This window comes from Eubacterium maltosivorans (genome assembly GCF_002441855.2).
Lineage (GTDB): Bacteria > Bacillota > Clostridia > Eubacteriales > Eubacteriaceae > Eubacterium > Eubacterium maltosivorans.
Genome location: NZ_CP029487.1, coordinates 1,753,325 through 1,769,020, shown reverse-complemented (window position 1 = coordinate 1,769,020; position 15,696 = coordinate 1,753,325). Strand labels below are relative to the sequence as shown.

Sequence of the window (15,696 nt, the reverse complement as noted above, 5' to 3'; positions counted from 1 at the left end):
CTTCTTCGTCCACATGGTCAATGATAGCCTTGCGTGGATTTGTTTTTATCTTTCATTAGGGGGTGTGCTGAAAATTGAGCTGACCTTTTTTGAGAAGTAACGGACTGTATTTTCAGCTGGTTAGATCGGTCCAATTTTGGCCCGGTCTCGTGGCTGGATTTTCAGCCGCCAAATATTAAATCAGTTTTCGCTCATTATAAATAAGTTTGACTCATGGCTCAATTTTGGGCTATGAGCATTGCTTATAATTTCTCCGATATCTCTCATTTTGCTTTTTTTCAATCATCACGAGCGCTTCAGTTGCTTTCATTAATGCTACTGTCTCTGGTGAAAGTCCTGTTAAATTCTGAACACTATAGCCTCCTGTTTTTCTAAGTTCTGGGAGAACCTCACTTGCTACCCAACGTTTGAATTGTTTAGCTGATGGAAGTTTGCTGGACAGGATTAAAGAGTATAGACCTGATTCGTTGATACAAACAGGAGTCTGTTCTCTCCCGATAGAGTCACGAATCGTTACCCCATTATCTTCACTATCTACATGTTTTCTAACGTTCTGAGGTTTTACTCTTTTTTGAGTTAAAATGTCAAGTTTTATCACAAAAACGTGATAAAATGTCAGGTTGTGCCTATCTTACTGCAAGCCATTAAAGAGCTGATTAAGGGGTGTGCCGAAAATACGGCTGACCCATTTAATTTTGTTATTGCAATTCAAATATAAACACACTTTAACTAGCGACGAAATTCGTCGGGCGTTATTTAGCCGCTCAAAAAGAGCGCGTACTTACAATTAATCTTAAGGGAGGGATATTATTAAACGCATACAAAGAACAATTTCAAACACGATTGATTTAATGGCAATAATTGACGAACATTCTTTGAAACGGATGTTAAGAGCATTTTATAGTATAAAGGCCAGTGCAGAGCAAAGCGCAAGTTATTCAATGCTGGACACAATTACAGACATAGAAAACGCCATTAAGCAAAGTAAAATCAGTGCAAAGCAAAGACAGCGTCTTAATTATTGGATGGATGGTTATACCAGCAAGCAGATAGCAGAATTAGAGCATAAGGGGGAAAGGGTTATCAATCAAAGCTTGTTAACGGCCTGTCAGAAAATTGTTATTTATTTAAAGGGGGAATGACTATAATAGTTATCGAACAAGAATTAGATCGGTATATTGTTTATATTGACCATTTAAAGAAGTCAATATATTTAGGGATATTTGATACTGAACAGCAGGCAAAAGCCTGTAAAAGCCTGAATATGGGCGTTTTAGAGGATATCACAGCAAGGTATTATCTTATTTTACCTGACAGGACTGTGCATTTACCTAATCATTATAGACTGCCAGAAAGAAAAGCGTTATGTGATCAGATTATAGAACATTTTAAAGTGCATTTAACTTATAAAGTGCCGGAAAACAGCAATGATAATACCGGCGCAAGAGTAGAAGAAAGGCTTGAGCGTTTGGGGGATTATCTTTTGTCAGGTTATAAGGTAGGTAAAAAGGATGGTTTAATAACTGAATGGTCAGAAAGAGTCATTGCAGAAAATGAAATTTACTTGTCACAGTATGACAGTAATACCATTGAAATTTAAAAAGGGGGAATAAATCATAGAAAAAGAAATAAAAGTTGGAAAAATTATTATAAATGAACAAAATACATTGAATATTTATCAAGAGTTTGAAAATCCATTGTTTAAGGTACAGGAAATCATGAGAGAGCTAGGGTATAACAGGCCTAAGGCTGGGGCTTTTTTAAGTTCACATATTATTAAAAGAGTGTCAGAAGAAAACAAAGTAAAATACTTAAATAAAAAGAATGTTCCAACATGGTTTGTGAACAAAAAAGGATTGATTGAAATATTGCTCAATTGTCGAAAAAATACAGCTCAAGAAATCAAGCAACAGATTGTCACTTTGTTCTTTGAATAGTTTATTTGACCTATTTCCCAAAAATGGGAAAAAGCTTTTCACTGAACGCAAAATTGCGTCCATTTATTTTGGGGGTGGACAAAAATGTCCGGGGTATAGTCGATTTTTCGACGAAACCTTTAACGCCGTCCGAAATTCGGACAGAGTTATTTTAAATATCTTCAAATGGTGAACGAGTTTGTTCTATATAAAAAGCTCTATAAAGCTATGACTAAGCATCTTCCAATATAACATAATGTAACAACTAAGCAAAAAGACGATTATAATACACGCTTAAATTGCCCCTTATTGCTGTTTAAAGGTGTAAGTATACCACTTTGAAAGTTATCTCTTGTCTGAGAGCCATTTCATGCGTTATTGTGACATTGAAAAGCCCAGCATAAAGCCGTTTTAGAGGGTTTTCTTTTTTTTGGAAAGCGTTATAGGCACGGAAATAAAATCTAGCTTGTAGTGTAAAGTACCCCCCGGCTTATAAGATAGAGGTATCTTTTTTTATTTTAGTAAACCGCCCCCTTTAAAAGACTGTGCAACTAAGAAAAATATCACTTCATCCTTATAAAGCGCTTACGGGTTCGTATAATAGACAAAATACGAACTTTGGCTAGATTTAGAGGTTTCTTAAGCAATGGATTTAATATACGAACTTTCATTGATTAAAATACGAACTTTTGTTATAATTATTGTAGAATTTGAAAGGAAGTAAGCGCCATGCCAAACAAGAAAACACTCGCCTTAACAGAGGAAAATTATAAGAAAATTATTGAAACGATGAAAACAGGCTTCATATATAAAGCCCCTGAAGAACATGAGAAGAAGTTTAATCCCAATGACAAGGTGGCTACTGCCCTTGTACTCGAAGCTAACTTAGGATTACGGATATCGGATATATTGAAACTCAGATTGAATGATATCGTTAAAGATGGGGATAGATACCGCCTAGATATAACAGAGCAGAAAACAGGCAAAACAAGGAATTTCACAGTGCCGGGTGAGATTTATAGATATCTGGAAAACTACACACTTAAGCATAACATTAAGCCTACCGCAAGGATATTTGATGTCACGGAAAGAGCAGTACAAAAGCAACTTAAAATTACAGCAGATTATCTAGGACTTGATGGAATAGGGACGCACAGCTTTAGAAAGTTTTTTGCGACTCAGGTATATACAAACAATGGATACAATATAGAGCTTGTCAGAACGCTTTTACAGCACAGTAACAGCGCCATAACACAACGCTATATCGGGATTCAGCAAAAAGATGTAGAGGACGCTTTAAATAAGCATATTCAACTTATATAGATGTAAAATAATTTGATAATGTATTGAAAACATGTTACTATGATTGCAGTAGGTAGCTGGTGAACTAGCAAAAATTCATACACGCCAGCTTTTATTTAATGGGAATTGAATTTTTAAAAAACCTGAAAGGCCGCATAAATACTAGCTTTTTCTTATCTCCACCCGTATCGTCAATGAGGTTCCCCACGTGAACCGTATTGTGTACGACATCACAAGCAAGCCGCCATCAACAATTGAGTGGGAATAAAAAACAAAACCCCTCAAAAGCGCTATATCGTGCTTTTGAGGGGTTTTGTTTTTTTTGATAAAACAGAGAAGCACCTGTATTGGAATAAAGATCAAACGGAAGCAGACAATTATTTTGCGTTCATAATATCGTAATGACAGTTTTATTTTCCTTTTTATAGGTCAAGAAGGATAAAATTCAAGGTACTGTGATCAGTTTTTGTTAACAATAAAACATTTGTTGGAACAACAGAAGCATTCGCAGACTTTTAATAGTCTGCGAATAAAAATTTATAAAATCTATATATTGTTTCATTATATGCTATTTATTAAGCTAATTATAACACATTCTAAACTGCAATGTCTATATTTTTTATTTTTCTTAAATATATTTATTTAAAAGCATAATTTCTGTTTTATAGCTTTTATATGAATAATACAGATATTTTTTTTGATGAATACGGACTTTGTCAAAATCTGGTCAAAAATACTTTGAAAACGTAGGAAATAAGGGCATTGTTTATCTTTACTTTAAATTTTTCTTATTTTCTCTTTGGTCATGGCTCTGGTCAGATTGTTCGTCATCGGGCTGGAGTCTAATGTAATTTAAGAAGCACTCGCAGACTATTAAAAGTCTGCGAATACATAACCATTAGATTTTAGTCTGATGGCTAATTTTTTAACCCTGAGAAACTTGGATTAAAAGGAAATAAGATGTTTGAGGTTTGTTACAAAAAAGCACTTTCATATGTGATGATTAAAATAAAACATTGAGAAAAGTGCCGGGTTACCATCAAATTTAAATTTGATGGTAAAATTTTACTTTCTTTTTTCTTGGACTATAAGGATATAAGATGATCAGCAAATAAAAAAATAGAGCGTGGTATGATTCAGCGTAGTATCAGTCATAGCAACAAACCTATAATCCTTGCTGCCAGAGAAAGCCTGAGAGGAATTAAATAAAAAGTTATAGTTTTTTATTGTATGGCTGATATGAGCCGGGCTGATTATATATAGATAAGATACTGAAAGAGATTCAAATTTTTAGGAGGAAGAGGATGAAGTGTTTAATTGAAGGTAGAATGATTTGCAGAACGATCTATCTTGTGCTTAGCATTCTTTTGATTCTGGGAAGCACCGTGACCGTTTACGCAAATACGGGGACCAGTACTGATATGATGGATAAAAATTCAGCAGAGCAGCCGATTGTGAGAAAATTGGACTGTGTTTTAGCTGGTCAGAAGGATTCAGCGGATAGCTTAACAACCGAATTAAGCTTGGATTTCTCTCTTGAGAGCCAGAAAGAAGCAGAGAGTTTTACACTGGAAGCACCTAAAGAAGGGCTTAAAATTGCGGATCAGAAAACCGCTGTGCCTGTCTATGCCGGAGATATTTCTGAAAAAGGAATGGAAACAGCCGCATTAAGCGATGAGAAGATTGGGGACTATACCATCAAAGATGGAAAGATTCAGGTAGTATTTGACGAAAATCTTAAACCAAAGAAAGACATGCCTTTTTTGGAAGAATTGTACTGAAAGCGCAATATGATCGGAAAGCCTTGTCCCACGAGCCCCGGGAAATAACATGGGATCTTTGGGATGAATCGACACGTCAGGCCTATGAGACTGGAATAGGTGAAATGTCCAGAAATGAAGTTTGGGACGCAGATGAAAAAATACCGGGAACAGTCATTGTTAAGCTGCCAGCACAAAAAGCCCTGGACTGGTCGAAACGGGGGGAGGATTTTTCCTTTGAAATATCAGAAGAGAATGAACTGCATTTTGGGTTTTTAAATGACGCACCCTCCACAGCAGTGATGGCGGGTGATACGGCGGTCTGCGAATTGGAAAATTCCGGCTACACTGTTACAGCTACGGAGGAGGACCAGCTGGTTTTGGGAAGCGGTGAGGCAGAACAGCTCCCGGTTGCTTCATGGGTCTCTGACGGAAAAAAGATACTTCTTACCTTTACCGAGACGGCCCAATCCATAGAAAAGGCCACAGATATTTCGGGCAGCATTATCCTTGAAAAAACAGCAGTCCCAGCGACGATTCTGGCTTCGAATACCAGCCTGGGAGACTTTACAGCCGATGGAGTGTCTTATCAGATTGAAGGACAGTCTTCTGAGAAATTTGAACAGAACATTTTCTGGATTGACAACAATAACGCCAAAGATATTCGCCCGGATAAACTGGATGAAGTGAAAAAATGGCTGGCTCCGAATGATCCTCAGACTTCGGGTGAAGGGGTAACCGCCAAAGCCACGGTGGTTTTTAAACGAACAGACGCCTTAGAGGGAGATGAAACAGCAACCGTTCAAAAAGATTTGCAGATCCCTCTTCGGGAGCTCGTGGACATTAATAATGATGTCACCCTTGCGGAGGGAGGCGGTACTGGTACATGGCACTTTAGTGTTGCAAACCTGCCGTCGCAGCTGTCCTTTGAAATGGAAGATCCGGATGAGACAGGCAAAAGGATTACTTATATGGCCGAGGATATCAGATGGGATCTTGTGCCGAGAGCAGAACAGACCAGGGAAGCGCCGGAAGGAACAGTCGGAATAACAGACCTGGATGAATACTATTTTCCAACAGATATTAACAGTGAGGAAGATTATGAACGCTATCCCGGGGCAAATCCCGACAATGGTGGTCTGGGTCTGGGTTGGTACTACAGCGAAGCCATGGATTTTCACGTTGATGTCGAAGTTCGGCGCGGAGACCATCAAATATATGGCATTGATAAGGCAGTCGGCCAGCAGTATCATTTCTATGTTGATACAGGAAGGGAAGCAGGGAAGGTAGACCTGCCCCTGAATTCAGATGCTATTCACAGCTCCTGGGGAACATGGCAGTACGGTGATACACCGGGAAGAAATACCTTTAGTGTCAGTCATTTGCCCAAATATAACCTGGACGCAACAGAGATCGACTATTATATTGATCAGCCGAAAGGGGAAGATGGAAAGTCCCCAAACCGCATTGACCAGGTAATCGTTACGGAAGAGGATATCCCTGCGGGAGTAACAGACGTAAGTCCCGGGGAAGACCGTCTTCCCGGAGAGGATTACCTTCTGGAGACAGTGGAAAACAATCCTGTATACAACCATGGCACCGATGCCGAACATGCCCATGACGGAGGAAAAATCATCCTGACTTTAAAGGGATACACACAATACGGCGCTACTAAGGAATGGCATGACCAAGATGACCCTTCTCAGCGTCCAGATCTTAAATTTGAACTCTGGCGTTATGCCGTTCGACCAAACCAGGATCCAGCGACAGCCTATCAAAAAGCGACACCGGTAAAAATCGAAAACAACGTGGCGTCAGTTGAGATTAAGGGAAAAAGTCAAGAGGATCGGACTTTCTTTGATTTCAAAACGCTTTATGCAAATGAAAAAGATCAGACAGACGAAGGATACCTGCCTAAATATGACGCTGAAGGCTACCCTTACGTGTACTTCACAAGGGAGAGTATGACCGGTTCCGGCGCTGACTGTTATGAAAGCCGTTTTTATCCAGTGGATGCTCTGGGAAATCCGGGAGAAGATACCCTGCCTGAAGGAATCGGAGTGGACGGAAGGGAAGCCAACGATAAAAGCATCTACAATGGGGGCACAGTCAGTAATATACTAACTGGGAATACTACAGCCGAGGCTCAAAAAACCTGGAATGCTATGGCTTTTCAGACAGAACTTGGCGATGTGAGGATTCAGCTGACGCTGCAGTCCCGGCCGGCCAGAGAAGGCCAGGGGCCCAATGAGAATTGGAAAAATACAGAAGAGGTACGGGAGCTTTCAGGTTTTATCGCGGAGATGCTGGAGCAGAGCCTTTCCGCAAATATGCCAAAATACAATGAGCTGGGCGAGAGGTTGGAATACCGATGGATTGAAAGTGGTGTTTTTCAGGAAGGCAGCGAGACTAATCTGCTGGCCTGGGATGCGACAACCGGCCTTGGCGAATTTACACTGCAGCAAAAAGGAGAAAGTGTCAAATACACCTCCAATGTTAAAGTGGAAAGCGACGATAAAGGAAACTATGAGACCGTCATTGAAAACAACATAGAGAATACAACACAATACCGCGTTACCAAAAGATGGCTTGAGGGTGTTAATAATATCCAGCCGCTGGAATTGATTCTTTACCGTACCAACGCATCCATGGAGCAGCAGAAGCTGACTACAAAGGACGGCAAAAATTTCAGCATTGATGGAAATGCTGATACGGAATGGACCGATTTGTACTTTGAAGGAAATCCTGTAGGACGAGTAATGGAAACCGAAGAATGGTATGCGGAATATGAGGGACTCGTAAAATATGATGACCATGGAAATCTTTATGAGTATGTCATTCTCGAAAAGGCAACTCAAGGCGGTGCCTGGGATACGAAATATGAGACAACAATCGATGAAGATAATGTCAGACACCTGCACATTGAAAATGGACCAGGCGATGGGGAAATTTATCGTATTCGCCTCCGGAAAAGCTGGCTGGACGACAGTGACCGCTCACACCGTGAGCCAGTCACCTTCTCTTTTTATAAACGCACTGAAGAGAATGGAACTGTTAAGTTTGATAAATTGGATGGTCAAATAGCGCCGGTGGTCGTATCAGAAAGTGATGACTGGTGGAAGGAAATAAAAATCCAGACATCAGTCGTAGAAGAAGAGGATCTCCTGGTTTTGGAGACCAAGGTTGGTGAAAAGCCAGTTGGTGACGGCACCCTTAACGCCCCAAACGATCAGTATCAAACCAAATATACGCCAGAATACATGGAAGAGGTTTGGAGGATTCAGCATGCCGATAGCAGTGCCAAAGAGAAATCTGACTATATGCTTTTTGAGGCGGCTAATCATTATTATAATGCCAGCTATTCTCTGGTAGAGATCGAAGGGGTTCCATTCTACACCGTATCCAATCTCCGTCTGGGACGGATTGATATGACAGCGGAAAAGGACTGGATTGATGGAAATGATAAGGCAAAGCGTGAAGCGCTTTTAGAGAGCGTAAAATCCGCAGTAGGTAAAAAAGAAACAGATTCTAAAAATTATGTCCTTGGACTGAAGCTGGAATGCGTTGATGCGCCGGAGGCCATCGACTATAAGACAAACATTATTACATTAGGTGGGACACCAATGCCAATTTCAGACGCAGAAGGCAGGGTAGCAGGAGCGATCCAACCAATTGACACTGAACAATCCAACCAAAGTCTTTCGTTTTACAATTTGCCAAAATACAATGAGTTTGGGCAAATGGTGCGTTACCGGGTGGTCGAAGTTGCCTACGATCCTGAGGATTTCCAAGAAAATGGTTGTTACGATGTGTCAAAGGTATATCCGTTGGCCGAACTGGAGCTTGAAAACAATGAGTACAGCTTTGGTGTTTCTCAGGTGAGCTATGTGCCGGGCACAGATCATACAGTAGACACACAGGTTTACAGTGTTACCAACCGTTTATCCGGCAGTAAGGATGTGCTTTTCCGAAAGGAGTGGAAAGACGCTTACCGTTACGAAGCGGGCGAACGCCCAGACATTTATTTTGATCTCTACCGCCAGATTCATGTGACGAGTGAAGAAGGGCAGGTTGTTGAAAAAATAGAATCTATTTATAAGGATACAGTTTGGAGATTTGAAGGGCAGAATACACCCAATTATTCAACCACCATTTTGGAGAAAATGCCAAAATATGATGAGCTTGGCTATGAGATCATTTATTATGCCCGTGAAAAGACTCATATTGACAAGGAAATGTTTGATTATGACGCGGTTCAATATAAATATCCTGAGAATACAGTAACCACGATGGATGTCAATGTTTTCAGAGACATTGACCGCTATAAAGCAATCGGGACAGAATTTGCGGTGGACTCAGATAATCAAGACAAGGTGGTAAAGTTAACAGAAGACTTAGACCCTGAAGTGGTTCAAAAAAATGAAGTTTACGCATTAAAAGAGGGCGGTTTGTTTGTTAACCAGATCAGCGCAGATGTTAAAATTGCCGGCAAAAAAATCTGGTCCAACACCCCTGCAGGATTCAGCAAAACAGATCTGCCGAATGTAGAGTTTAGTTTATACCAGTACCATGCAGATGATGAAAATATTCCACAGGATGGTGAAGTGATTCCGCAGGGTAAAGATGCTGTTGCAACCCTCGAGGTTAGTGATTGGGAAAATCACTACGCTAATGGCGAATACCAGTTTGTTTTTGGCTATGAAGGAAAAAATATAAACAGTGGTAAGATAGACGAAGGACTTGTCGTTTTTCCTGAAGAAGCGACAGCTAAACCTCTTTCCAAATATGACGAGGTGGGAAAGCTTTACACCTACGTGCTTCGGGAAAACTTGAGCGGTATTTATCAAGAGAGCTCTGAAAATGGTCTCACGGAAGAGCAGGAAAATAATCTGGTTTATCAACAGCCCAAACAAAACAATTACATCATTACAAATGTGTATGATTCTGCCAAAGGGAGCATCAATATTCGAAAATGGCTGGATTTGACAAAATATACTGGAGAGCAAAATTTGCCGGCCGTCTCCTTTACCCTTACCCGAGCTTATTTGGATAAAGAGGGGGTTTGGGTTAATGAAAAAGGCTTCAGCCAGACAAAAACCATTAAGCCGAATGAATTTGAAACAATAAACGCTGATAAACGGTATAAAGGTGAAACTTCCTTTGATAATCTGGAAATTTATGCGCCCAATGGCAGTTATTACAAATATATTGTCACAGAAAACACAGGAGGTCCCATTATTCAGGGAGGCTACACCATGGTGGGTGGCAACGGCGCATTGAAGATGGAGGATGATGACAATTATAAAGAAAACGCAGTAGAGAGCAAAGTAATTGTCTCCGGGTTGATTGCTCAGAGAAAAAACGAAGGCGCTGTTGCTTTCTTTGAAAGTATCAGCCAGAAAATCTTAGGGCTTCTTAGGGCAGAAGACAGAGGAGCAGATTCGAGTTCCAGGGATTGGGCGACCTTTAAAAATACTTTTAACAATGTGGAAAAAGGAAATCTCTCCCTGATAAAACGCTGGGAAGACAGAAATAATATCCCCGGTGTGAGGCCAAAAGAACTGACCTTTGATATTTACAGAAGCGCTAATGCCCAGAGCGGCGGTGCAGCAGCCATTGGAGAAATAAAGCTGGGACAAGTTAAGCTGACGATTCCAGAAGAAAAATGGAAGGAACCTACCACTGATTTAACGGCAGATATTTTAAAGAATGATGCTAATCAACGAGAAATGTTAAATAAAATTTTTGGAGATAATGGTGAGAATATTTTCGTTAAAATCGAGACAGTCGACAGCCAGGGAAAGCCTAAAACAGAAAATGCTTCATTAAGTGGTGTGGCAGCAGCTGACGGCTTCAACTATTGGAAGATTACTTTTGAAAACGTCAATGAGGTATTTGCAACTACTGGTGTACCCTGGACCTATACTTTTAAAGAGGTGACTGAATCAGGAGACATGCTGCCGGACAATGTCTATAAGGCAAGAGACAAAGAGGCAAAATGCAGCTATGCAGGCTATGATACAGGGAATGACAAACATGTTTTTTCTGGAGGTACAGACTACGTCATAAATAAAATGACCATACAGATTTTAATGAATAAGAAGGTGCCTGCATCACCGGGCGAAAGTTATTCAGCAAGTAATGCGGTTGTCAACAGCACAGGCTACACCATGAAGGTGGGCGCTCAGATTTATGTTGCGGGAACAACCAATTTGGAGGATAAAAGTGCCTTGTATGAGCCGGAAAACTGGAAACCTATAGGAGGAGAAGAAAGTGCGTCGCCTTATTCTGAGCAAATTATGAAGACCCATTATGGAAAAGCGGAGATAAATCCGAATGAAATAAAACAGTTCTGCAATCCTGAGAATACTGTAAATAAAGGCGCGTCCCTTTCTTTTGGCAACTTTGGGAGCAGTAATCTGCCGCGGGCGATTAATTATACAGACGATTCAGGAAACCAGAAGACCGTTTATTTAAGCTACGTGGTAGTGGAAACAAAGCTGGAACTCTTAGATGAAAACAAAAAAGTTATCTATCAGGAAAGCTACACACCACAATTTGTGAAATTGGATAAAAATGGAAAAGCACCTGAAATGGGCTACTGGCTTGAGCAGGAAACAAAAATAAAATCGACACCAGAAGAAATCCTAGAAGAGTTACCTGCAAATACAGCCCCACTCTTTAAACCTTTTTTTGACACTCGAGAAAAACTGGAAAACTATTATAACAGTGGCGCTGGAGCGGTTGGATTAAATGGAAATTCAAATTTGCAGCCCTACATCAATCTGGATTTGAAAGCCAATGGCAGCGATACGACTTATATGTATAACATTACAGATCTGGTGAATTTGGAAGTGATCAAAACTTGGGAAAATGATCATGATAATATCTATGGCACAAGGGAGCCAAATGGTCCGAATGCATGGGAATTAGATTTTCAGATAGGGCAGGCAGATAAAGCAGATAATCAATGGAGTCCTTTTGCATATAATGGTGTAGACAGTAAGCTGACGCTTGCAGGAAACAATTCTGAGGCGACCAAAAGCCAGAAAATCAGCAACCTATTAAAACATAGCCTGAAGCAACACGAGGATGGCGGTTATTCACTCGAAGAGTATCAATACCGGGCAAGGGAATTAAATCCTCAGGGTGGTCCTGTTGATGAACACATTGGAAAATATAATTTTGTTTATAATGTAGACTACCAAGATAGTTTTAATACAGATGAAAATATTTATAGAACGTCGGTCACCAATACTATGATTACCAGTGAAATTTATGCAGAGAAAAACTGGGTACAGGAAGGCCTGGAAAGACCAGTGACTTTTGAGCTTCAATACCAAAAGCCTGACGGAAGCTGGCAGGCCTTTACACCCGCAGCCAATGTGGTATTAGATGGCACAGTCGATCCAGAAGCGGTTTACTACGAATATGATGCGTGGCGGGCAAAATGGACCAGTGTACCAGTAACTATGCCCAGCTCGAAGATGGATGAAAATGGTAAGACAATTTACCGGATTATAGAATATACAGATGACAGCTATGAAGTTTCAGACGGTGAGAAAGAGGGGCAAAATTATTTCAAAGAAGTGACGGCGCAGCAGGGAACAGAAGATAATCCGTTGTGCTTTAAAAATCAACTTACCGAGTTTGTGGTAAAAAAGATCGTCAGCAAAAATGGAGGTGATATAGAGGACGGTGTATTGAGTGCAGACCATAACACATCCTTTAACCTTGTCTTGATGACTAAAGGCCAGACTGAAACCACTTACAGTTGCCGTATTTTTAATGAAAACGGGGTGTTAGAGGAAGAAAAAAGCCTTGAAGCGGTAAAAGAAGATTTTCTGACAGAGGACACTTTAAAAGATTATGGGAAACCCGTCCAGAATCGCAAGGCTGTTTTCACTCTTAAGGATGGCTGGACAGCAAAAATCTATGGACTGAAAAAGAACCAGGAATATTGGGTTCAGGAAGAAGATACCAATGAGAGCTGGGCGGCCTGGGAAGGCTGGAGAGAACCTCTCTATAACTACTGGTATGGAGAGGATGCGGGCAGCCAGACCGGTTCAGCCACACTGAAAGAGCTTATGGATGATATGACCTGGAAGCATGCGATCACTATGCCGGATCAGCCGTTAAAACAGGAGTTCATCGTGACTAATCGTAATAGCGGTTCCATTATTTTGGAGAAAAAGGACAACAACCGAAAGCCGTTAGCAGGCGTCGCCTTTAGACTGGAATATAAAAATAAAAATGGCGAGTGGCTTGATATTGACAATCATGTCTGTGGAAATACAGCGGTGATCGAGGACAATCAGGGAAATATTGATGAGAATAACGCACCAGGAATCTTGACAGATCAGGACGGCAGGGCTGCTTTTACAAACCTGGCGTTGGATCAGGAATACCGCATAACAGAGATATCTACTCAGGATGGCTATAACCTTCTGGCAGAACCTGTTTTGGTCAAACTGGCATATGAAACAGCCAGCGGGCAGATCGGAAATGGGAAAAGTCTGTTTTACACCAAAGATGGGAAAAACTATTATAAGGATATTATCATCACCATTGAAAATAACCAGACCCATGTAATGCCTGAAACTGCCGGAAATGGCTTCTTCTGGCCGGGAATGGCAGGTATGACGGTCATTTTCGGCACAGTGGGGGCGATCCTCGTAAAGAAGGAAAGAGAGCGTCGCAAATTACAGCCATAAGCGTGTTATATAAGCTGATTGTATGATCGTAGAAATTTGAACAGAAGGTAAAAAAGATGAAAATGGAAAGATTGAAAAAACACTTGTCCGCAATTTTGACGGCAGCGCTACTTTTAGGGAGTTTTGGAATAACGGTCATGGCAGCAGGTTTTGAGGCGGCTCCCGTAGACGACGCTTATTATGAAAACCTGCTAGGTGAAGGAAGTAAGGGGACATCGGTGATCACAGTTACAAAAAAGCTGTCCGATGTGGACGGCATTAATTTTGAACAAGGAGCCAAACCTGTAGCTGGTGTAAAGTTTGCGCTTTTGAAGGTTGGTGATCTTTATCAGGTTAATGATGGAACCGAGGTGAAAATGGCCTATGGGATTTCAAAAAAACTGGGTGAGCAATTTAAATCAGATGAAAGCAGTCAAGACTGGTGGGATTATCAGGATGATACACATTATTATGTCGCTGATTACACCACTATCAATACTAAAATGGCACAACTCACAGCCGATGAGGTAAACCAGATATTAAAAAATGTAGAACCATTGACAACAGATGTAAATGGTGAGGTTAAGTTTGAAAATCAGCCCTATGGGCTTTATATGGTAGCAGAAACGGATATTTCCGGCGCAACTGTGGATAACGAGCCTGTGGTTATTACGAGGAAGCAATATCCTTATGTGGTTTCAGCCCCTTTTTATGATCAGGCCACCCAGAAATGGAACGAGAATATCGAGGCCCGAGCAAAAAATGAAAGTGGAACAGCTGCCTTGGAAAAAAAAATCGTTCGTGATAACACAGCGCTGGGGTATGTGGCAGGCGAAACCTTGGAAGATACCGATGTGACTCACGGCGGAGACGTTGTGGAATTCAAGCTGACGGCAGACATTGTGGACTTAACAAATTCCAGAGAAAATCCAGCTGTAAAAGTAGATAGATTTGATCTTACTGACAATCTCAGCGCAGGGTTTACTCTTCCAGAGACTTTTGATTCAAATACAATGGCCATTACCGATGCATCAAATCAGACTTACATAATCGACACCGATTATACAGTAACAGCGCTCGAGGAAGATGTTTATCCTGAAAATGGCTATGAAAATGGGTCTGCTTTTACTATTCAGTTTACAGATACAGGATTGATGAAATTAACTCAATGTGCTAAAGACCCTGCTTTGGGGGGAGAACAATCACCACGTCAGCTTTATGTATATTATACTGCAACCGTCAATGAACAGGCTGTTTTAGGGGGAGATGGCAACCCGAATCAAGCGAAACTGACCTATCAGGTTTATGAGGGACAGCAAATTGACACCGGATGGAAAGAAGTAACAGAATTTATTTTCGCGTTAGATGTTACTAAATCTTTTGAGGGCGAGGGCGCAGCGCAAGCTGATGGGAATCAGGTGCGCTTTAAGATTTATACCTTAGATTCAAACAATAAAAAAATTTATATGAATTTTACAGGTGCAGATGGTGTTTATCAGTGGAGCAGTACAGGCGAGGAAGAAATAGCCCTTAAAGATAAGCATTTTAGGCTGACGGGTGTTCCCACTGGAGTAGAGCTTTATCTGGAAGAATCCGCCACGGACGACGGCTTTACGCTTTTAAAGGACGCCATTAAGCTCTATTTGACAGCTGAAGCAGAGGAAAGTGTGTATACTGGAAAACTGGATAGCGATGCCAGCAAGGTTAAAGACCAGAAAGCGGTTCTGGATAACGGTGAAACCACCGTGCGTTTTGGGATTATTAATACTGCTGGATTCAAGCTTCCTGCCACTGGCAGCATGGGTGGCCGGTTTATGACCGCAGCGGGAATTCTTATCGTGACAGCAGGCGTGATGTTTTTTGCGCGCGCCAGAAGGAAACCTAAAGCATAAAAAATTGAACAGCTGCTACAGCTCAAACAGACCTTCCTGATTGCAGGGAGGTCTGTTTTTTTTGAAAAGATTAAAATTTCGGATGATCCCTTTATGATCATTTTGAAAAACAAAAATTCAGCATATACCAGGC

Annotated in this window: 8 protein-coding genes and 1 pseudogene; 8 read left to right on the top strand and 1 reads right to left on the bottom strand. The window is 40.9% G+C overall.

Annotated elements, in window-relative coordinates:
- Window positions 1-229 precede the first annotated feature (229 nt).
- Window positions 230-598 (bottom strand): BRO family protein, encoded by a 369-nt coding sequence (locus CPZ25_RS21210; protein ID WP_243129366.1) that lies wholly within the window; start codon window positions 596-598, stop codon window positions 230-232.
- Window positions 599-851: 253 nt separating this feature from the next.
- Between CPZ25_RS21210 and CPZ25_RS08480 the strand changes: the two genes are divergently transcribed.
- The 8 genes and pseudogenes from CPZ25_RS08480 to CPZ25_RS08445 all read left to right on the top strand — a co-directional run bounded on the left by CPZ25_RS08480 (window position 852) and on the right by CPZ25_RS08445 (window position 15,563).
- Entirely contained in the window at window positions 852-1,142 is a 291-nt protein-coding gene (locus tag CPZ25_RS08480; protein ID WP_096920188.1) for a hypothetical protein, read from the top strand.
- Window positions 1,139-1,600, top strand: coding sequence for a hypothetical protein (locus tag CPZ25_RS08475; RefSeq protein ID WP_096920187.1), 462 nt, complete (start codon window positions 1,139-1,141; stop codon window positions 1,598-1,600). The genes CPZ25_RS08480 and CPZ25_RS08475 overlap by 4 nt, the downstream gene beginning before the upstream one ends.
- A 67-nt stretch (window positions 1,601-1,667) precedes the next feature.
- Window positions 1,668-1,937 carry a BRO-N domain-containing protein gene (locus tag CPZ25_RS08470; protein ID WP_133067088.1) on the top strand — a complete coding sequence of 90 codons (270 nt, stop codon included), beginning with the start codon at window positions 1,668-1,670 and terminating at the stop codon, window positions 1,935-1,937.
- 708 nt (window positions 1,938-2,645) lie between these two features.
- On the top strand, window positions 2,646-3,239 hold the full coding sequence (locus tag CPZ25_RS08465; RefSeq protein WP_096920185.1) for a tyrosine-type recombinase/integrase: 594 nt from the start codon (window positions 2,646-2,648) through the stop codon (window positions 3,237-3,239).
- Between the two features lie 154 nt (window positions 3,240-3,393).
- A pseudogene (locus CPZ25_RS20980) lies at window positions 3,394-3,486 on the top strand (GMP synthase (glutamine-hydrolyzing)); the annotation flags it as partial.
- Between the two features lie 1,036 nt (window positions 3,487-4,522).
- The gene (locus CPZ25_RS08455; protein WP_096920346.1) at window positions 4,523-4,999 is read left to right on the top strand and encodes a hypothetical protein; all 477 of its coding nucleotides are present in this window, start codon (window positions 4,523-4,525) and stop codon (window positions 4,997-4,999) included.
- 104 nt (window positions 5,000-5,103) lie between these two features.
- Entirely contained in the window at window positions 5,104-13,692 is an 8,589-nt protein-coding gene (locus tag CPZ25_RS08450) for a prealbumin-like fold domain-containing protein (RefSeq protein ID WP_096920347.1), read from the top strand.
- 56 nt (window positions 13,693-13,748) lie between these two features.
- Window positions 13,749-15,563, top strand: coding sequence for a SpaH/EbpB family LPXTG-anchored major pilin (locus tag CPZ25_RS08445; RefSeq protein ID WP_096920348.1), 1,815 nt, complete (start codon window positions 13,749-13,751; stop codon window positions 15,561-15,563).
- The last annotated feature ends 133 nt before the right edge of the window (window positions 15,564-15,696 follow it).

What these genes read in the sequence shown, in the direction of transcription:
- CPZ25_RS08475 (WP_096920187.1), top strand. Translation starts at nt 1,139, where the DNA reads ATGACTATAATAGTTATCGAACAAGAATTAGATCGGTATATTGTTTAT.
- CPZ25_RS08450 (WP_096920347.1), top strand. Translation starts at nt 5,104, where the DNA reads ATGTCCAGAAATGAAGTTTGGGACGCAGATGAAAAAATACCGGGAACA.
- CPZ25_RS08480 (WP_096920188.1), top strand. Translation starts at nt 852, where the DNA reads ATGGCAATAATTGACGAACATTCTTTGAAACGGATGTTAAGAGCATTT.
- CPZ25_RS08455 (WP_096920346.1), top strand. Translation starts at nt 4,523, where the DNA reads ATGAAGTGTTTAATTGAAGGTAGAATGATTTGCAGAACGATCTATCTT.
- CPZ25_RS08465 (WP_096920185.1), top strand. Translation starts at nt 2,646, where the DNA reads ATGCCAAACAAGAAAACACTCGCCTTAACAGAGGAAAATTATAAGAAA.
- CPZ25_RS08445 (WP_096920348.1), top strand. Translation starts at nt 13,749, where the DNA reads ATGAAAATGGAAAGATTGAAAAAACACTTGTCCGCAATTTTGACGGCA.